Genomic DNA, 18,760 nt, shown 5'->3' with positions numbered 1-18,760 from the left:
GACGGATGGGACTTGCGCACATACAACTTCTAATGGTGTTCTCGCGTCGCAGTGCGCGATCGATTTCGGAGGCGTCGCCATGATTGAGTCTGCCAGTTTCCGGAGCAAACGATACGCGCTCGATCACGGTGGCGGACATATGCCGGCACTCGGCTTCGGCACGCTGATTCCCGATGCAGCAACGACGATCCGTGCCACACGCGATGCACTGGAAGCCGGTTATCGCCACATCGATTGTGCCGAACGCTATCGCAACGAGCGCGAAGTCGGTGAGGCGCTGCGCACAGGACTTGCCGCTGCGGGCATTGCGCGCGAGGACCTGTTCATAACCACCAAGATGTGGAATAACAATCACCGTCCGGAACGCGTCGAGCCGGCGTTCGACGCGAGTCGCGACCGCCTCGGGCTCGACTATCTGGACCTGTATCTGATTCATACGCCATTTGCGTTCCGGCCAGGGGACGAGCAGGATCCACGCGATGAAAACGGCAACGTCATCTACGACCCCGGCGTGACCTTGCTCGACACGTGGCGCGCGATGGAAGCGCTCGTCGACGCGGGCAAATGCCGCGCCATCGGACTGTCCGACATTCTGCTCGACGAAGTGGCGCCGTTGTACGAAGCGGCACGCATCAAACCGGCGGTGGTGCAGGTCGAAGCGCATCCCTATCTTCCGGAAGCGGAACTGCTGGAATTCTGCAAGGCGAAGAAGATCGTGTTTCTGGCTTTCGCGCCGCTCGGTCACGGCATCCGACCCGGGCCTCTCGAAGATCCCGTCATCGCCCGGATTGCGATGCGAACCGGAAAGACGCCGGCGCAAGTGCTGCTCGCATGGGCGATGCAGCGTGGCGGCGCTTTGCTCACCACGCCCAAGACTGCGGCGCGCGCGAAAGAGAATTTCGATGTCGACGCTCTGCCGCAAGACGCGTTCGACGAGATCAACAGGATCGAGACGAGGCAGAGGTTCAACCAGGTCGTCAACACCGGCAGCGGCGGCTTCCTTACGCAACGTTAGGTTAGTGACGCCGGGATGGCCGCAGTCTGGCCGAAAAGCCAGCGTCGCGGCGGCCAGAAACGCATCAAAGCTGTCCCGGAATCGCCGCAGCGAGCGCGTCCGTACTCATCCATAAGACCTACACTGAACTTCACCAGCGGTCGCGCAATTCGCGATCCGCACAGCAGTTCTCTTCGACCTGGCGCCGGTATTCTGCACCGCTAATCTGCGCCCGTGTCCAACAAGGAGCGACAGATGAACGAAGCCAATCACAGCGCCGCGCGCGTGCGCGAGCTGAGCCATTTTATCGACGGTCGACGCGTTTCCGGCACCAGCGGCCGGCTCAACGATGTGTACGATCCGGCACAAGGACGAGTCACGGCGCAGGTGCCGGTTGCCGACGCAGCAGAAGTGGCCACGGCCGTCGCTGCCGCGAAGACGGCGTTTGCGCAGTGGAGCGAAGTTTCACCGCTGGAGCGTGCACGCCTGATGTTCCGGTTCAAGGCGCTGCTCGACGCGCATTCCGATGAACTCGCCGAGCTCATCACGCGCGACCACGGCAAGCTGCTTGAGGACGCCAAGGGTGAGGTGCTGCGCGGCATCGAAATCGTGGAATTCGCATGCGGCATTCCGAACCTGCTCAAGACTGAATTCACCGATCAATCCGGCGGCGGCACCGATAGCTGGAATTTGCGTCAACCGCTCGGCGTTGCCGCGGGCGTCACACCTTTCAATTTCCCGATGGTCGTGCCGTGCTGGATGTTCGTGATGGCGGCCGCTACCGGCAACACGTTCGTGCTCAAGCCGTCGGAGCGCACGCCGTCGGCGTCGATCCGGCTTGCCGAGTTGTTCATCGAAGCTGGTTTTCCCAAAGGCGTCTTCAACGTCGTGCATGGCGATAAAAGCACTGTCGATGCACTGATCGCGCATCCCGATGTCGTCGCGATGTCGGTCGTCGGTTCGACGCCGGTCGCCGAATACATCTATAGCGAAAGCGCGAAACGAGGCAAGCGTGTGCAGGCGTTGGGCAGCGCGAAGAACCATCTGGTCGTGATGCCCGATGCGAATCTCGACCGAGCCGTCGATGCGCTGATCAATTCGGCGTACGGCTCGGCCGGCGAGCGCTGCATGGCGACTTCGGTCGCGGTGGCGGTCGGGCGCATCGGCGATGAGCTGGTCGAGCGGCTCGTGCCGCGCGTGCGCGCGCTGAAGATCGGCGACGGTAAGGAACCCGGACTGGATATGGGGCCGCTCATCAGCGCTGCGCATCGAGCCAAGGTAACGGGCTATATCGAAGCGGGCGTCGCGGCGGGCGCAAGACTGATCGTCGATGGTCGCGGGCATACGGTGCCCGGACATGAGGACGGCTTCTTCCTCGGCGGCTCGCTTTTCGACGACGTGAAGACCGATATGAGCATCTATCGGGAAGAGATTTTCGGGCCGGTGCTGTCCATCGTCCGTGTGCCGGATCTCGCGAGCGCAATCGCGCTCGTGAACGCGCACGAACTGGGTAACTGTGTGTCGCTCTTCACGTCGGATGGCGGCACCGCGCGTACATTCACGCGGCGCATTCAGGCGGGCATGGTCGGCATCAACATACCGAGTCCGGTGCCATCCGCGTGGCATTCGTTCGGAGGATGGAAGCGATCGCTGTTCGGCGATCATCACGCGTACGGCGAAGAGGCCGTGCGGTTTTACACGCACTACAAGAGCGTCATGCAGCGCTGGCCTGATGAAGAACTTGCGGTGGCCGGGCAAGATAATTAGGCTTGCCTTAAGCGCGGCAAAGACAAAAGGCTCGCAGCGACAATGCTGCGAGCCTTCCGGTCACAACGCAATTAGAACTTGTGGCGCAGGCCGACGCGCGTCACGAACTGCGTGTTCGCGCCCGCATTGCCGATGAAAGACGCCGCCGAACCGATTTCCGCCTGCACCGGCACGCCGTTGTTGCTGCCCGAAGCCTTCTGATACGCGCCGATCGCATACACGTCGGTACGCTTCGACAGCGCGTAATCGACCACGGCGTTGACCTGATGCCACTTGCCTTCAAAGTTGTCGTCGAGCTTGGAGAACGTATAGCCGAGGCCCGCGCTCAATGCCGGCGTGAACGCGTACCTGCCGCCGATTTCATAGTTGTTCAGTTTCGACGATCCGGCCGTGATCGGCTCGAACTTCGTATGCGTCCAGTTCGCCCAGATGACCGCGGCGGCGATCGTGTAGCGTGCGCCGACGCCAAAAGTTTCGAGGTCATGCAGGCCCAGCGTGTTCACGTTCGCGATGCTCACACTGAAAGCCGGCGTCGCGCCATTCGGAAAGCGGATCTTGGTGTACGCCGCGCCGATGCCGAACGGACCTTGCGCATAGTTCACGCCGAAGCTGTAGGCGCTCGACGAGCCTTGCGTCGTCGTGCCGCCGGCGGTCGTCGTCGGCGAGCCGGCGAAGTTGGTCGTGTTCGAGAAGCCGTACATCGCGCCGAACGTCACGCCGTAGAAACTGGCGCTGCTGAACTTGACCGCGTTGTTGATGCGGCTCGACGTCAACTGGTCCACGTCGTTGATGTGATATGCGTAGTTGCCGGCGGGCGTCTGGCTGCCCATCGTGTAGTTGCCGCCGAGGTAATCGGTCGAGAACGAGTATTGACGACCGAACGTCAGCGAGCCGAATTCGTTCTTCGAGAGACCGACATACGCCTGACGGCCGAACAATGCGCCGCCCTGGCCGAGCGTGCCGTCGCCGCTGTTGAAGCCGCTTTCGAGCACGAAGATTGCCTTGAGACCGCCGCCCAAATCTTCCGCGCCGCGCAGGCCCCAGCGGCTGCCTTGCGCGACGCCGTCGCCGTACTTCACGAGGCTGTCGTGGCCATTTGCCGTCGCGACCTTGTTGGCGTAGGTGATACCGGCGTCGATGATGCCGTACAGCGTCACGCTGCTTTGCGCGTGCGCCGCGATGCCGAACATGCCGAGTACCGCCGCCGCTACGATGTGCTTCTTCATTCTTGTTTTCCTAGTTGTCGACCGCGTGAAGCGGTTCATTCCGCAGCGCCGCAAGCACTTTTGCGGGCGCGAGTGCTGCCATCCTTCGCGTCGGATCGCGAAGGCCGGGCGTGCGTGATGATGGGGAAGCCGCTTCTTTCGCGGAAGCGGCAAGAAGTCCCAATGCGATGAAGCGGACGAATCGTCGCTTGGCGTTATAGCGATCGAAATATAGCGCTTTGTCAGGTGTTGGTAAATTTGCCTTGACTGATCTGTAGCATTTCGTCCACATGGTTGTCACACACGGGCATTTGCGTTTCGCCGCTCGTGGCGCAACTAACTGTCGATCGCTTAAACCCACTTGGAACTGGCGCAATCATTGCGTAGCGAACCTCAAAGCCAACATGGAAAGGAGACGCCATGCCTGAAAGTAAACATCCCGACGCGTGCAGAATCGGTGTCGCGTTCATCGAAGCGCAACTGACGACGCTCTTCGCGTACGCGAGCCTGTTGTCCGATTGGATCGATCGTGGCGCGCCGCCGCCCGACTTCGCGAAGGCGGCGCCGCTATTGGCGCGCAAGCGTTCGCATCCGGAGGCGCACACGCATAGCGAAGACGGCACGCCGATGAAGAGTCCGCCGCCGGAAGACGCGCTGTCGTGGCCATCGTTCGACACCGCCGACAAGCGCATTGCATTCGCGCTGATCGTGCCGTGCACGAATGCGATTCTGGCCGTAGCCGAATACTTCGACGTTCATCGGCTCTCGGCTTCACGCGCGCCCGAAGTGCAATTCCTGATGCGTCTGCGCGATGCCGCCGTGAACGGCAACACCTTCAGCATTCCCGCCGATGAATACATGCCGCACGCCGCCTATGCAGGCCTCATCGTCGAACCGACGCTCGACGGCACGCTGCTTTTCAGCGATGGCGTGCGGCCCGGTTTCATCGAATTCGGCGATACGGTGGGCTTGCTTCGCTATCTGACGAAGCTATTGAAGAGCATGCAATCGGCGATCAGCGGAGGCGATGCGGGTTGAGGTTGAATCGCGATGCCGCTTCAGCGCGTATCGCTCGCGGCGCGTTCCTGTCCGGGTGTCTTCGCAAAGAGCTGCTTGTAGCAGCGCCCGAGATGCGACGCGCTCGCGAAGCCGCACTGCATCGCGACATCGAGCAAAGAGAGCGACGTTTCGCGAATCAGCTTTTGCGCCGCTTTGAGCCGCAGTTCCAGATAGAACTGCGATGGCCGCACGTTGAAATGTTTGATCCACATGCGCTCGAACGTGCGCGGCGAAATGCCCGCGAGCGATGCGATGGTCTTCATCGGAACAGGGCGCTCGATGTTCTGTTCCATCAGCGTGACGGCATGCACGATGCGTCTGTCGTCCACGCCATAGCGCCATTGAATCGCCATTTTCTGGCTTTCCTGCGCGGTCCGCATGCGGGTATGGATGAACTGATCGGCGACTTCGGCGGCGAGCTGATGCCCGTGCTGACGCGCGATCAGATCGAGCATCATGTCGATGGCGGCGGTGCCGCCGCTGCACGTCATGCGGTCGCCCTCGATGCAATACAGATCGCGGCTCACATCGAGCGACGGAAACTCGTCGGCGAGCTCTTTCAGCGCTTCCCAGTGAATCGTGCAACGGCGCTTGTCGAGCAGTCCCGCGCGCGCGAGGATCATCGTGCCGAGGCTGATGCCGCCCAATGTCGATCCCTTCGCTGCGTAACGGCGCAGGAATTCGAAGACCTGCGCATTGCGATAGTTCGATACGCCGATGCTCGCGACCACGAATACATGACTCAATTCCGGCGATGACGTGATCGCGAAATCGGGCAACAGCGCGAAACCCGAGCTCGACGAGACCGGCTCGCCGTCCGCGCTGATCAGATGCCAGCTATACAGCTCTTTACCGCTCACGCGATTGGCCGCGCGTAATGGCTCAGTGACGGAGCTGAGCGCCATCATCGAGAAATGCGGGACGAGGAAAAAGCCCATGCGCTGAGGCTTCGTTTCCTCGCGCACGATTTTGATCGAACGCGTGACCGGCGGGATGTCGTTCGCGTTCATGCGTCGATGCGAATCGACCCGAGCACGAGATCGAGCAGGGGCGATACGGTTTCATCGTTCGAATCGAGCGCATCGACGGTGCTTTCCAGCTCACGCGCCACGCTCGCACCGCATGCGGCTTCCGCGAAATTGCGAAACTTGACGCGAATGGCGTGCGCATCGAGCGGCAGATCGGGATCGCCGAGCGCCTGCGTCGGTCCTGATTCGAAGCGCCTGCCATCGAACAATTCGATGCGCATCTCGGCGAAACGCTCGTCCGGAAAGCGCGACGTGTATTCCGCGTCCTCTTCCGTGTGGATGAGATGACTCAGGCGCAGCACTTCCTCGTTGCGGAGCGCATCGCCATGCAGCGCGTCGAAGCGCACCGCGCCATGCGTCAACGCAACCGCAACGGGAAAGAGCAGACTGTACTGCGCTTCTTCGGTCGATGCAGGTGCCGCATGCGCGAGCCGCGTCGCGTGATGGAACGTCCGCACGTTCACCGCGCGAATCTGCTCGCTCGTGAAGCCATGCTTCGACTTGAGCGCGAGCGCCGCATCGATCGCGGGATGCGCCCATCGGCAGACCGGTTGAGGTTTGAAATATTGCTCCATGATGCGCCAGCGTTCGCCGAGATCGCTCCACAGACTGCGGGTTGAGTCCTGCTCGATGGTGAGCGCCGGTGCCCCCGTAAAGCCGCGCTGCGCGAGGAAGGCCGCTGAGAGGCCCGCCATGCAACCCCAGCCGGAGCCGTCCTTCACCATCGTCGGGTGATCGATGCAGCGCATCATCTGGCTGCGCGGCCCGTGATACTCCGCGATGCCGAGCGCCTCGCGCGTTTGCCGCATATCGAGCGGCAAGATGCGCGCTGCAAGCGCCGCGGCGGCCAGGGCATTCCATGCGCCCGACGTATGATAATCGCAGGCGCTCGCGTGCAGCGCAATGCCCGCACGCGTGCCGAGTTCATAGCCGAGCACCACGCATGTGAGGAATTCGCGCGCGCTCATGCCGGGCCGCGCATCGGCAAGCGCGAGCAATGCAGGCAATACCGTTACGCCGACGTGGCCTTTGGTCTGCGCATGACCGTCGTGTCCGTCGCAGCTATCGATGGTCATCGCGCCCGCAAGACCCGCGCCGACGGGGCTCGCCACGCGGCCGTCGAAAAGCATGCGCGAGCGCAACGTGCCGGGCGCGAAGAACTCGACCGCATGATCGCTCGCGATGCGTGATAACTCCGTTTGCCGGCCCGCAAGCGCGACGCCGAGCAGATCGAGCACGCATAGCTTCGCTTGCTCGATGACATTGCGCGGCAACGCATCGAACGTCAGTTCGTGAATGAACGCGATGGCGGATGTGCCCATCCATCACGCTCCCGTGTAGGCCGGCGCGCGGCGCTCGAACGTCGCGGCGATGGCCTCGCGATGATCCGCCGTGCGATGTGCGATGCCCTGAAACGCCGCCGACATTTCGAGCAGGCTCGGCAAGTCCATGCGTTGCCCTTCACGCACGAGGCGCTTCGACATGCGCAGGATATCCGGCGCATTGCTGGCGATTTCGCGTGCGAGCGTGAGGGCGGTGTCCATCAACTCGGCATCGGGGACCACGCGCGACACGAGTCCCCATGCCTCGGCGCGCTGCGCGTCGATCGCACGTCCGGTGAAGATCATCTCGTTCGCACGCGAGAGGCCGACCGCACGCGGCAATAGCCATGCGCCGCCATCGCCGGGAATGATGCCGACCTTCGCGAAACTCTCTGCAAACAAGGCACTTTCGCCCGCAATGCGGATATCGCACATCAACGCGAGATCGCAGCCGGCGCCGTGCGCGGGACCGTTGACGGCGGCGATGACGGGCACATCGAGTTCATGAAACGCGCGCGGAATGCGCTGAATGCCGCGCCGATAGTTCTCGCGAATATGCGCGGACGTGCCTGCGAACGTGCCGACTTCATCGCGCATGTGCTTGATATTGCCGCCCGACGAGAACGCCGGACCCGCGCCCGTCAGCACGATCGCGCGCACGGACATATCGCCTTGTGCGCGATCGAGACAATCGATGATCGCATCGACGACTTCTTTTTCGGTGATGGCGTTGCGTGTTTCGGGGCGGTTCAGCGTCATCGTGACGACATGACCGTCCTGTTCGTACAGTACGGGTTCGCTCATTGCGAGACTCCTGAAAGCATGCTTTGATAAACGGGTCCGGCGAGTTCGTGCCGCAGCACCTTGCCGCTCGGATTCAGCGGCAACTTTTCCACGAAGAAGACTTTCTTGGGACGCTTGTACGGCGCGAGATCGTCGCCGGATTTGCAGAACGCGACGACATCGTCTTCCGTCAACGTCGATACGCTGCGCACGATGAACGCCGTCACGGCTTGTCCCCACTTCTCGTCGGGCACGCCGATCACCGCGGCTTCCTGCACGCCAGGACAGTGATACAGCACTTCTTCGATTTCGCGCGGATAGATGTTCTCGCCGCCCGACACGATCATGTCATCGGCGCGGCCCTGAAAGTGAAAATAGCCCGCATCGTCGATGCTGAAAAGATCGCCGGTATAGAGCCAGCCGGACTTGAATTTCTTGTCGGTCTCGACAGGGTTGTTCCAGTAGCCCGATGCAAGCTGCGGTCCCTTCACGATCAACTGGCCGACTTCGCCTGCCGCAACGGTTTCGTTCGGCGTCACCACGCGTTCGGGATCGTTGCGGATCACGCGGCACGTGCTGATGAGCGTGGGCTTGCCGCACGAGCCGAGATACGTGAGCGCATCGCGCGGATGCAGCAGCAGCGTCAGGCTCGCTTCGGTCATTCCGTAGCCGTTGAAGATGCTCGGGCAGAACTCGTCGATCACGCGTCGCATGGTCTTTGCGGGAATCGCCGCGCCGCCGGTCGTGATCATGCGCAGGCTGTGCGTGTCGATGGCCGCGAAGTCGGGATGAAACAACATGTCCTGAATCTGCGTCGGCACCGCGAAAAGCGTCGTGATGCCGTAATGCGCGATGGCCTGCAGCGTCGCGAGCGGCTCGTAGCGCGGCAGGATCACGTTATGCGCGCCGACCATCAGATGCGGCACGAAATACGCCTGCATGCCGCCGACGTGATAGAGCGGCGCGATATGCAGCGCGGCATCCGTGCTCGTCAGGCTGTATTCCATCACGCAGTTCGTTGCGATGGACACGTCGTTGCCATGCGTGTGAATCGCGCCTTTCGGACGGCCCGTCGTGCCGGACGTGTAGACGAGCGCGGAGATATCGTCGGGCGTGAGTCGCGGCAGCGGCGCATCGAGTTGTTCTACGCGTTCGATCAACGCTTCCATCGAATGATGATGCGATGGCATCGTGCCTTCATTGCTGCACACATACGTGCGCAGATCCGGCGCGGCCTGTTCGATCTTCGCGATGACTGGCGACATCGAATCGTCGTAGAAGAGCACGCGTGCGCCTGCATCGCGCAGGATGAACGCGGCTTCGTTCGCGGAGAGACGAAAGTTCATCGGCACCGCGATCGCGCCGAGCAACTGGCACGCCATGTAGGCGGTCGGCGTCGCATCGGAGGTCTTCTGCAGAATCGCGACGCGGTCCATCTGCCGCACGCCGAGATCGAAGAGCGCCTGCGCGAGACGGCGCACGCGCGCATTCCATTGCGCATACGTGAATGAAACGGCGCCGCAAGTGAGCGCGGGACGGTCCGGATATTTGGCGACCGTGTTTTCGAAAAGCGACGTGATCGTGAGCATGATGCGTTTATTGCTCTTTTAGAGAGTGATCCGGATGTCGGGAAGATCGCGGCCCGCGATCAGATACTTGGCGACTTCGGACGTGCCGCCGACGATGGTGAGCGCGCGCGCATCGCGATAGAGCTGCTCGGCGCGCCCGTATTCCTTCGTGATGCCGTCGCCGCCGAGAATCTGCACGGTCTCGTTGGCGCAATAGTTCGCGGTTTCGGTCGCGACGAGCTTGGCCATCGCGGCTTCCTTCATCAGCGCTTTGCCGTCTGCGCCCGCGTCGTACATCTTCGTCGCGCGATACGTGATGAGTTCCGACGCATCGATGCGCCAGCTCATCTGTGCGATCTTGTCCCAGATCAGTTGCTTGCAGCCGAGCGGCTGACCGAAGGAATTGCGCGTTTGCGCGTGCGCCGTCGCGATATCGAACGCACTGCGCGCCACGCCGAGACCCGATCCGCCGAGAATGGCGCGCTCGAAGTTGAACATGCCGCGCATGATCCGAAAGCCGCCACCTTTATCGCCCAGAAGATGATCGGCGGGGACACGGCAATTCTCGAACTTAACTTCACCGACGATGCAGCCGCGCCGTCCCATGAACGTATAGTTGCGCGGAAAGCTGATGCCGCGCGCGTTCTTCGGCACCGCGACTGCCGTCATGCCGTCGCCGGTCAGGCCGTACACGATGTACACATCCGCGACGGACGCGTTCGAGATATAGCGCTTGAATCCGTTGATGACCCACTCGTTGCGTGTGTCGTCGAACTCGATGCGCGTCTCCATGCCCGCCGAATCGCTGCCGACATTCGGCTCCGTCACACAGATCGCGCCGATCGCCGTGCCTTCGAGAATCGGCGTGAGGTAGGTATCACGCAGCCGCTCGCTCGCATGACGATGCAGCGGATACGCGCACGACAGTGCGGTCGCGATGGTCGTCTCGAATGCGTAGTTGAGGTATGACGCTTCTTCGGAAAGGATCGTTGCGTGCGTGAGGCCGGGCTCTTTCAATGAACCGCGATACAGATCGGGAAACATCAGCTTCAGATAGCCCGCCGCGCCGAGCGCGCGCACGACATGCCTGACCGCATCCCAATCCTGACGGTCTTCGATATCCGCGGCTCGCGGTGCGAGCTCGCGTTGCAGGAATTCGCGGACTTCCAACCGGAAAGCTCGGTCCGCATCGTTCAACAGAAAATCGCGCATGGTGTTGTTCGGTTTCGTTCAGATACGTTGCGCATAGAGGCGCGCATCGCGCACGGTCGGAAGAAGAAAACGCGCGCGGCGGATCGTTTCGTAGTCGAGATCGCCGACGACGAGACATTCGTCTTCACCCTCCGCCTGCACGATGGTCTTGCCGAAGGGATCGAGAATGCGCGAGCCGCCCCAGAAGGTCATCATGCCTTCGGTGCCGACGCGATTCGCCATCACGATCGGTACGCCGTAGGTGAGCGCATGAAAGCGCAGATTGATGTCCCAGCCCGATGGGTTATCGAAACCTTCGCCTACGGCTTCGCGTGCCGAACTGATCGGCGCCGCGAGCAGCGTGACGCCGTCGCACATGAGGCCGTGCACGAGCGCCGGGTTCCACAGGTCGTTGCAAATGGGCGTTGCGACGCGCCATTCGTCATCGATCGCATAGCTTTCGGGCTTCGGGCCAGCGGCGAAATACAGGCCGTCGCGCAGCTTGCCGTAAGTGGCGAGCATCGTCTTGCGATGCACGTGAACGAGCTTGCCGTTCGCGACCGTCGCCTGGCTGTTGTAGAACTGCCCGCCCGGCGCTTCCTCGATGAAGCCGAACACCACATGCATGCCAGCGCTGGCTTCGGCGAGTTGTCGAAGCGCCGGATCGTCGCGCGTCATCGCGAGACGCAATGCGTCCTTGCCGCCGCTGTGGCCGTGCAACGAAAGCTCGGGGAAAACGAGCAGGCGCACGCCGCGCTTCTTCGCATCGGCGATATGGTCGAGATGCCGCGCGAGATTCGCGTGCATGTCGCCGTAGGCCGTTTCGGTCTGCGCGGCCGCCACTTTTATCGTGGTCATGAGGTCGGTCCCTGGTTATGGCTACGCGTGGTCAGATCAGACCGGACTCTTTGAGGAACTGATTCGCTACATCCGAGAACGACTTCTTCTGCACGTCGACGCTCGCGTTGAGGCGGGCCATCGTGGGCGCATCGAGCTTGGCCGACAGCGCGTTGAGCAGCGGTCCGAGCGTCGGGTTCGCATCGAGCGTCGCCTTGCGGATCACGGGCGTCAGCGCGTAAGACGGGAAGTAGCCCTTGTCGTCCTTCAGCAAGACGAAGTTGAACGCGGGCACGCGGCCATCGGTGGCGAAGACCAGCGCGACATCCACCTGACGATCCTTCAGCGCCTGATACGTGAGGCCCGTGTCCATACGCTTCACGTCGCCCTGGCTGAACTCGAAGCCGTATTGCTTCTGCAGCGGGCGCAGTCCGTCCGGACGCGCATAGAACTCGGAGTTGCACGCGAACGTGATTTCCTTGCCACCCTTGATCACCTTCGCGAGATCGCTCATCGTGACGATGCCGAGTTTCTTCGCATCGTCCTGATTCATCGCGAATGCATAGGTGTTGTTTGCTTTCGACGGATTGAGCCACACGAGACCCTTCGACGCGTCGAGGTCCTTCACCTTCTTGTACGTGTCCTCGGGCGAGAGGCGGTCATTGATCTTGTTGTAGGTGATGAGCGACGTGCCGGTGTATTCCCAATAGACATCGACCTGGCCGTTCTCCTGTGCCTGGCGCAACACGGCGCTGCCCATGCCGTCTTTCTTCGTCACGGTGAAGCCCTTCGCCTCGAGATAACGCGCGGTCATCTCGGCCATCAACTGCTGCTCGGTGAAGTTCTTGCCGCCGACGACCACCGACGCCGCGCTTGCCGACACGCTCGCGAACATCGAAATAAGGATGCCGAACGATACTGCGAATAACTTTTTCATGGTCTCTCTCAAGGTGGCGAATGTTGGTTAATGAGTCAAGTTTGCGGATTCACGCCGCGCGATACGAGCAGGCGCTGCATTTGCCCGATGAACGCATCGGTCAGGATCGCGAGCAGCGCGGTCGGAACGGCGCCCGCCAGCAGCATGCCGAAATCGTTCAGGTCGATGCCCGTGAAGATCAGCTCGCCGAGCCCGCCGCCGCCGATCAGAAACGCGAGCGGTGCGGTGCCGACCGTGATCGCCAATGCCGTGCGGATGCCCGCGAAGATCACATACAGCGCGTTGGGAAGTTCGACGCGCCAGAGGATCTGCCACGGCGTCATGCCCATGCCGGTCGCCGCTTCGATCAACGCGGGCGGCACCGCGCGCAGGCCTTCATACGTGTTCAATGCGATGGGCAGCAGCGTCGCGACCCACAAGCCGAAGATCGCCGGCACCGCGCCGATGCCCATCACGCTCATCGCGAGTGCGAGCAGCGCGAGCTTCGGCACCGCTTGTCCCGCATTGAGCGATTGCATCACGACGGCCGCGCCGCGTTTTTGCGATGGCCGGCTCAGATAGACGCCCGCCGGAATCGCGACGACGATCGCGAGCACGCCCGCCACCGCGACCATCATCATCATGTGCACCCCTTGATAGGCGATGTCGCTGCGATACTGAACGACGCTTTCCCACCAGCTATCCGCATGCGCCTGCGCGCTCAGCGCGGCAAGCAGCGAGGCCAACAGAACGCGTTTCATGCGTGCTCTCCCGCGGGCAGCTTCAACATGTCGACGATGCGCTCCTGACTCACATAGCCGACGAAACGGCCATCGTCATCGACGGTGGGCATCCACGAAGCGCCGCTCGCGAACATCGTCGAGACGACGGTGCGCAGGTCGTCTTTCTGGCTCGCGGTGGCGTGCACCGGCAGTGCATGCGCGGCAGTGACCGGGCCTTCCACTTTCAGCAGCCGGTCGATCGTGAGATAGCCGTGCGGCTTGTCGGCGGCATCGACGAGCACGATCTGTCCGATGCCGTGCTTTTCCATCATCGCCCTGGCGCGCGTGCTGTCTTCGCCGACGCGCACGAGGCAATCGCATGAAGACAGCGCATCGCGTGCGCGCAGGAGACGCAGCCGCTTCAACGCGCGATCCGTGCCGACGAAGCCCGCGATGAACGGCGTAGCGGGGCGCGCGAGAATGTTGTCGGGCGAATCGAACTGTTCGAGATGACCGTTGCGGAAGATCGCGATCTTGTCGGCCATCTTCACCGCTTCGTCGATATCGTGACTCACGAACATGATCGTCTTCTTCACCTGCTTCTGAATGCGCAGGAACTCGTCCTGAATCAGCTCGCGATTGATCGGATCGATGGCGCCGAAGGGCTCGTCCATCAACATGACGGGCGGATCGGTGGCGAGCGCGCGCGCCACGCCCACGCGTTGCGCCTGACCGCCCGAAAGATCCTTCGGATAGCGCGTGAGATACGTGGCCGGATCGAGTGCGACGATCTCCAGCAATTCCGCGGCGCGGCGGCGCGCTTTCGCCTTGTCCCAGCCGAGCAGCGTGGGCACCACGCTGATGTTCTCTTCGACCGTCATGTTCGGAAAGAGCCCGATCTGCTGGATCACATAACCGATGCGGCGGCGCAACTCGACGACTTCGAACTCGTCGGTGTCGCGTCCTTCGAGATGGATCTTGCCGGACGTCGGACGCACGAGGCGGTTGATCATCTTGAGCGTCGTGGTCTTGCCGCATCCCGACGGCCCGAGCAGTACGCAGATCTCGCCGGCGCCCACTTCCATGTTGATGCCGTCGACGACCGGGCTCGCCGCGCCGTCATATCGCTTGGTAAGGTTGGAGAGCTTGATCATGATTTATTGCGCGTGTCCGGTTTGTTTGCGAAAGCCCGTCATGGCGGTGAGGCGCAGCGCGAGGCTGGCGGCGCGGGAAGGCGCGCGAAGACCCTTGGGCGTGAGGAAGCGTTGCAGCCATGAAAGACCGATATCGGCGGCAATGGCGAGCACGGAAACCAGGATCGCGCCCGCGATCAGCTGGCGCGGGTCCGATTGCGAAATCCCGCGGCTGATGAGCTTGCCGAGCCCGCCCGCGCCGATATACGCCGCGATCGCCGCGATGCCCACGTTGATGACCACCGCCATGCGCACGCCGGCCATGATGATCGGCAGCGCAATCGGAATCTCGACCTTGCGCAGGCGTTCGCCGGTCGTCATGCCCATGCCGCGCGCGGCTTCACGCAATGCGGGATCGATGTTGGTGATCGCGGTATAGGTGTTGCGCACGATGGGCAACTGCGAATAGAGGAAGAGGGCGATGACCGTCGGCAGGAAGCCGATGCCCTGGCCGATCACGGAAAGCACCGGAATCATCAGGCCGAACAGCGCGACCGATGGAATCGTCATGATAATCGCAGCGACATACAGCACGATCTTCGCGAACCGTTCGTTGATCGTGATCGCGATGCCGAGCGGCACGCCTGTCACGATCGCGAGTCCGACGCCCACTCCGACGATCTCGATGTGCTCGCCGGTCATTCTGGCGATGCTTGCCAGGTTGTCCCAGATGAAGGCAAGGGTTTCCACTATGTCTCCTGAGCTCTTCGTGCGAGAGCCGTTTTGTGTTTGAACTGCTATGGGCTCAACGATAGTGCGGAGCAGAGATATAGGGCTAACATCGACCCGACATTGTTTGTCACAAAAGCGGCGTGGCGCGTGGGTGACTTGGATTTATCGTTTCAAATCATGAGTCTATGAAGATGCGTGACTGTACGGTGCAGTCATCGCGATGCGGCGGCGGCGCGAATGCCGCGCAGTGCGAGGAGGGCGAGCGCAGCCGTGACGATCATCGAGAAGAGATAGATGCCAGACGGTCCCGCATGGCTCATCACGAACGAAGCCGCGATGGGCCCGATGCTTCCGCCGAGCGCGAATGTCAGCAGCAGGCCCGCGCTGACCGCCACACGTCGACGTGAATCGATCCAGTCGTTGGCGTGCGCAACGGAGACGCCATAGATCGTGAAGATCAGGCTCACATAGAGATACGCGATCAGCTGGACCAGCCCCGCGCCGTGGAAGACGAAGAGCATCGTGCTCGCGACCATCAGCGTCGAAGCGATCGCGCCTATCACGCGCTTGCGGTCGAATCTGTCCGAGAGATGAGCGAGCGGCCATTGCGGCAGGAGCGCCGCGATCAGTGCGATGCCCATGAAGCTCGATACGGCTTCGACCGAATAACCCGCGCCGCGCATATAGACGGGATAGAGCGCATAGAACGTGCTGTTGAGCAGGCCCGACGCGAAGCATCCCCATAACGAGAGCGGCGCGTCGCGCCAGAGCGACGGCAAGGCTTTCAGCTTCGCCGTCGGTGATGATTCGAGCGGACCGGGACGCTGGCCGATATCGGCACTATCGGCGACGGAAACGCGCGCGAGACTCGCGGGCACCAGCGACAACGCGAAGAGCGCGGCAACGAGACTGAACAGCTCGAAGCCATTCGGATTCGCCATGCCGATGAGAAACTGCCCTGCGCCCACGCACAGATACGTCGTGATGAGATAGACGGAGAACACGCGGCCGCGAAACGCATTGGGCGCGACGCCGTTGAGCCAGCTCTCCATCACGGCAAAGATCCCGACGAGCGAGAAGCCCGTCACGAAGCGCAGCGCCATCCAGACGAGTGGTTGCGAGTCGACCGCATAACCGAGCGCACTGCATGCGGCAAGCGCGGCGAATGCGGCAAACGCGCGATGATGCCCCACGCGCGCGATGATCGCCGAGCCGCGCCACGCGCCGAACATAAAGCCGGTGTAATACGCGGCCTGCACGAAGCCGATCGTCGATGGCGCGAAGTTCGCATGCACCATGCGGAGCGCCACGAGCGTGCCGAGCAGACCATTGCCCATGACGAGCAGCGCGAAGCCGAGCAACAGGCTGGCGATGGACGACACGATGCGGCCGAAGGGAGGCCCGGTGTCATCGCGTTCATTCGATGCATTGGCGGGACTCATGCCGCCCAGTTCTTCAGTGCTCACGCTCTCGCCTCGAATGAATGCGCGCCGGATCGACGGCTCACTATAAGGACGGGAAAGCACCGGCGTGTAGCACGGGAGCGACATCGGCTTGCACGGATGCGGCATTGTGCGGTGGGCGCCTTTTCGCGCGATGTTGGACGACGAGCATGCCCGCCCGAATTGGCGCAACATGACGTGGTTCATCGATCAAATTCAAGGAGAACCGCAACATGCCCGCATTCAGCGATACGCCCGTCTGGTTCATCACCGGTTGCTCGACCGGCTTCGGCCGCGAACTCGCGCTGGCCGTGATCGAGAAGGGCTGGCGTGCGGTCGTCGCGGCGCGCAATCCGGATAGCGTCGCCGATCTCGTCGAGCGTGCCAAAGGCCGTGCGATCGCGGTGCGTCTGGACGTCACGCGCGCCGATGAAATCCGCTCCGCAATCGACGATGCCTACGCCGCCTTCGATCGCATCGATGTGCTCGTGAACAATGCAGGCTTCGGCTACCTGTCGGCGGTGGAAGAAGGCGAAGACGACGAAGTGCGTGCGATGTTCGAAGCGAATTTCTTCGGCGCGGCCGCGATGATACGCGCCGTGCTGCCGCGCATGCGCGAACGACGCTCGGGACATGTCGTCAATATCACGTCGGTGGGCGGGCTCGTCGGCAATCCGGGCAGCGGGTATTACGCGGCGACGAAGTTCGCGCTCGAAGGCCTCGGCGAAGCCCTCGCGCGCGAAACCGAAGGGCTCGGCATCAAGGTCACGGCGGTCGAGCCGGGGCCGTTTCGCACAGACTGGGCGGGGCGCTCGCTGCGGCAAACGCGCAATACGATCGACGATTACGCGGAGAGTTCGGGCAGCCGGCGCGCGGCGATCGCGGAACGCAGCGGCAAGCAGCCGGGCGATCCGGCGCGCGCGGCGCACGTCATCATCGAAGCGGTCACGTCAGCCGAACCTCCGGGCCATCTCGTGCTCGGCGGCCCTGGGCTGGAACTGGTGCGCACGAAATTGGCGAAGCTCACCGCCGATATCGACGCATGGCAAACGCGCAGTGAATGGACGGACAACCCGGCCCGATGATCATGAAACTCCGCGCGGAAGAACGACACGTGCTCGCGCTCGTCGCCGACGACGCCGCGGCGCTGCACGTCACGCCGCCGCGCGTGCGCTTCGTGGAATCTTCCGGCGGGCCGTGTTACGAAACGCTGCTCAACCGAATCGAAATCGATCGCGAAACGCTCACGCTGCCGGAGCCGCTGTTGCGTATCGTCGTCGCGCATGAGGTCGGTCACGCGACGCAACGCAAGTCGATGTTGCTCGATTTCGCGCGCACGCTGGCTTCGACGATGACGCTCCTGGCGATACCGTGCATCGCGTTCGCGACTTTGCCCGGCGAAGACCTGTGGCGCGTGAGCGTGCCCGGCCTTGCGTTCGTGCTCGCGTTCATGGTCTGCGCGAAGATATGGCGTGCGCGTGGCGAAAAGCGCTCGGCCGCCTTCGAACTCGATGCGGATGCAAAGGCCGCATCGATCTATGGCTCCGCATCGGCATTGGCTGCGCTCGAAGCAATGGCTACGCGCCGACACATCAGCGCGGCACGTCTCGATGCAATGCGCGCGCGCCTCGTGTCGGGACTGCAATAGTCCCCGCGGCGACACGGCGCCTTTCGTCTGACCGTCTCCGAACGCCGTACCCGTCCGGACAATAGAAAAAGCACGCGCGTCCGTCTTGCAAACGTGCGTGCTCTTATCGGCGAAGGAGATTTACTGCGTCTGCGAGGCCGGCGGCGGCGTGGTCGTCGACTTCTTGCTCTTGTGCTTATGCCCCTTCTTGTAAGCGGGGCGCGGCTTGTTGTCCGGATAGTCCGCGGCCGCGAACGACAGCGTTGGGGCCGCGAATGCCGCCAGCACTAAAAGCACGAGAGTTTTCTTCAAGGACGTTTTCATCGGAGACTCGCTTGGAGGAGATGGCCTTAAGGATCGCAAAACAACGCCTGGCTCGCCGCTTCGCACGAAGAGAAATATAAGACTCGCTATTCCGGTGCAAGTAGGGGAAA

At 62.3% G+C, this 18,760-nt stretch carries 18 protein-coding genes; 5 read left to right on the top strand and 13 right to left on the bottom strand.

Translation table 11 applies throughout. The annotated features are described in order from the left end of the window. The first annotated feature begins 79 nt into the window (after positions 1-79). Both AWB74_RS06985 and AWB74_RS06980 read left to right on the top strand, forming a co-directional pair. Entirely contained in the window at positions 80-1,015 is a 936-nt protein-coding gene (locus tag AWB74_RS06985) for an aldo/keto reductase (RefSeq protein WP_061146053.1), read from the top strand. A gap of 234 nt (positions 1,016-1,249) precedes the next feature. Next, positions 1,250-2,761: a CoA-acylating methylmalonate-semialdehyde dehydrogenase gene (locus tag AWB74_RS06980; protein ID WP_061146052.1), complete on the top strand. Its 1,512-nt coding sequence runs from the start codon at positions 1,250-1,252 to the stop codon at positions 2,759-2,761. Positions 2,762-2,832: 71 nt separating this feature from the next. On the opposite strand, the gene AWB74_RS06975 is transcribed toward AWB74_RS06980, so the two are convergent. Continuing rightward, positions 2,833-3,987, bottom strand: coding sequence for a porin (locus AWB74_RS06975; protein WP_061146051.1), 1,155 nt, complete (start codon positions 3,985-3,987; stop codon positions 2,833-2,835). 399 nt (positions 3,988-4,386) lie between these two features. Between AWB74_RS06975 and AWB74_RS06970 the strand changes: the two genes are divergently transcribed. Continuing rightward, positions 4,387-5,004, top strand: coding sequence for a hypothetical protein (locus AWB74_RS06970; RefSeq protein ID WP_061146050.1), 618 nt, complete (start codon positions 4,387-4,389; stop codon positions 5,002-5,004). Between the two features lie 20 nt (positions 5,005-5,024). On the opposite strand, the gene AWB74_RS06965 is transcribed toward AWB74_RS06970, so the two are convergent. The 11 genes from AWB74_RS06965 to AWB74_RS06915 all read right to left on the bottom strand — a co-directional run bounded on the left by AWB74_RS06965 (position 5,025) and on the right by AWB74_RS06915 (position 16,723). Then, entirely contained in the window at positions 5,025-6,035 is a 1,011-nt protein-coding gene (locus AWB74_RS06965) for a GlxA family transcriptional regulator (protein ID WP_061146049.1), read from the bottom strand. Then, a complete protein-coding gene (locus AWB74_RS06960) occupies positions 6,032-7,375 on the bottom strand; it encodes an MmgE/PrpD family protein (RefSeq protein ID WP_061146048.1) in 1,344 nt (447 codons plus the stop codon). Before AWB74_RS06960 ends, AWB74_RS06965 begins: the two co-directional genes overlap by 4 nt. A gap of 3 nt (positions 7,376-7,378) precedes the next feature. Beyond that, positions 7,379-8,179, bottom strand: coding sequence for a crotonase/enoyl-CoA hydratase family protein (locus AWB74_RS06955; RefSeq protein ID WP_061146047.1), 801 nt, complete (start codon positions 8,177-8,179; stop codon positions 7,379-7,381). Continuing rightward, the gene (locus tag AWB74_RS06950; protein WP_061146046.1) at positions 8,176-9,747 is read right to left on the bottom strand and encodes a class I adenylate-forming enzyme family protein; all 1,572 of its coding nucleotides are present in this window, start codon (positions 9,745-9,747) and stop codon (positions 8,176-8,178) included. Before AWB74_RS06950 ends, AWB74_RS06955 begins: the two co-directional genes overlap by 4 nt. A gap of 18 nt (positions 9,748-9,765) precedes the next feature. Continuing rightward, positions 9,766-10,938: an acyl-CoA dehydrogenase family protein gene (locus AWB74_RS06945; RefSeq protein ID WP_061146045.1), complete on the bottom strand. Its 1,173-nt coding sequence runs from the start codon at positions 10,936-10,938 to the stop codon at positions 9,766-9,768. A gap of 18 nt (positions 10,939-10,956) precedes the next feature. Beyond that, the gene (locus tag AWB74_RS06940) at positions 10,957-11,775 is read right to left on the bottom strand and encodes a nitrilase-related carbon-nitrogen hydrolase (RefSeq protein WP_061146044.1); all 819 of its coding nucleotides are present in this window, start codon (positions 11,773-11,775) and stop codon (positions 10,957-10,959) included. A 31-nt stretch (positions 11,776-11,806) separates the two neighbouring features. Then, complete coding sequence (locus AWB74_RS06935; protein WP_061146043.1) at positions 11,807-12,691, bottom strand: glycine betaine ABC transporter substrate-binding protein; 885 nt, start codon at positions 12,689-12,691, stop codon at positions 11,807-11,809. Between the two features lie 35 nt (positions 12,692-12,726). Beyond that, the gene (locus tag AWB74_RS06930; RefSeq protein WP_061146042.1) at positions 12,727-13,431 is read right to left on the bottom strand and encodes an ABC transporter permease; all 705 of its coding nucleotides are present in this window, start codon (positions 13,429-13,431) and stop codon (positions 12,727-12,729) included. Next, positions 13,428-14,546, bottom strand: a complete 1,119-nt coding sequence (locus tag AWB74_RS06925) for an ABC transporter ATP-binding protein (RefSeq protein ID WP_061146041.1) — start codon at positions 14,544-14,546, stop codon at positions 13,428-13,430. The genes AWB74_RS06930 and AWB74_RS06925 overlap by 4 nt, the downstream gene beginning before the upstream one ends. A gap of 3 nt (positions 14,547-14,549) precedes the next feature. Further along, positions 14,550-15,275 carry an ABC transporter permease gene (locus AWB74_RS06920; protein WP_061146040.1) on the bottom strand — a complete coding sequence of 242 codons (726 nt, stop codon included), beginning with the start codon at positions 15,273-15,275 and terminating at the stop codon, positions 14,550-14,552. A gap of 194 nt (positions 15,276-15,469) precedes the next feature. Then, a complete protein-coding gene (locus tag AWB74_RS06915; RefSeq protein ID WP_160110231.1) occupies positions 15,470-16,723 on the bottom strand; it encodes an MFS transporter in 1,254 nt (417 codons plus the stop codon). 209 nt (positions 16,724-16,932) lie between these two features. Here AWB74_RS06915 and AWB74_RS06910 point away from each other — a divergent pair, with 209 nt between their 5' ends. After that, positions 16,933-17,784: an oxidoreductase gene (locus tag AWB74_RS06910; RefSeq protein WP_061146038.1), complete on the top strand. Its 852-nt coding sequence runs from the start codon at positions 16,933-16,935 to the stop codon at positions 17,782-17,784. Further along, a complete protein-coding gene (locus AWB74_RS06905; protein WP_061146177.1) occupies positions 17,781-18,347 on the top strand; it encodes a M48 family metalloprotease in 567 nt (188 codons plus the stop codon). The genes AWB74_RS06910 and AWB74_RS06905 overlap by 4 nt, the downstream gene beginning before the upstream one ends. A 120-nt stretch (positions 18,348-18,467) precedes the next feature. On the opposite strand, the gene AWB74_RS06900 is transcribed toward AWB74_RS06905, so the two are convergent. Continuing rightward, positions 18,468-18,650, bottom strand: a complete 183-nt coding sequence (locus AWB74_RS06900) for a hypothetical protein (protein WP_061146037.1) — start codon at positions 18,648-18,650, stop codon at positions 18,468-18,470. Positions 18,651-18,760: the final 110 nt, after the last annotated feature.

The organism is Caballeronia arvi (assembly GCF_001544695.2).
Lineage (GTDB): Bacteria > Pseudomonadota > Gammaproteobacteria > Burkholderiales > Burkholderiaceae > Caballeronia > Caballeronia arvi.
Note: the sequence above shows the minus strand (reverse complement) of the source record. Positions and strands in the feature narration are given on the sequence as shown.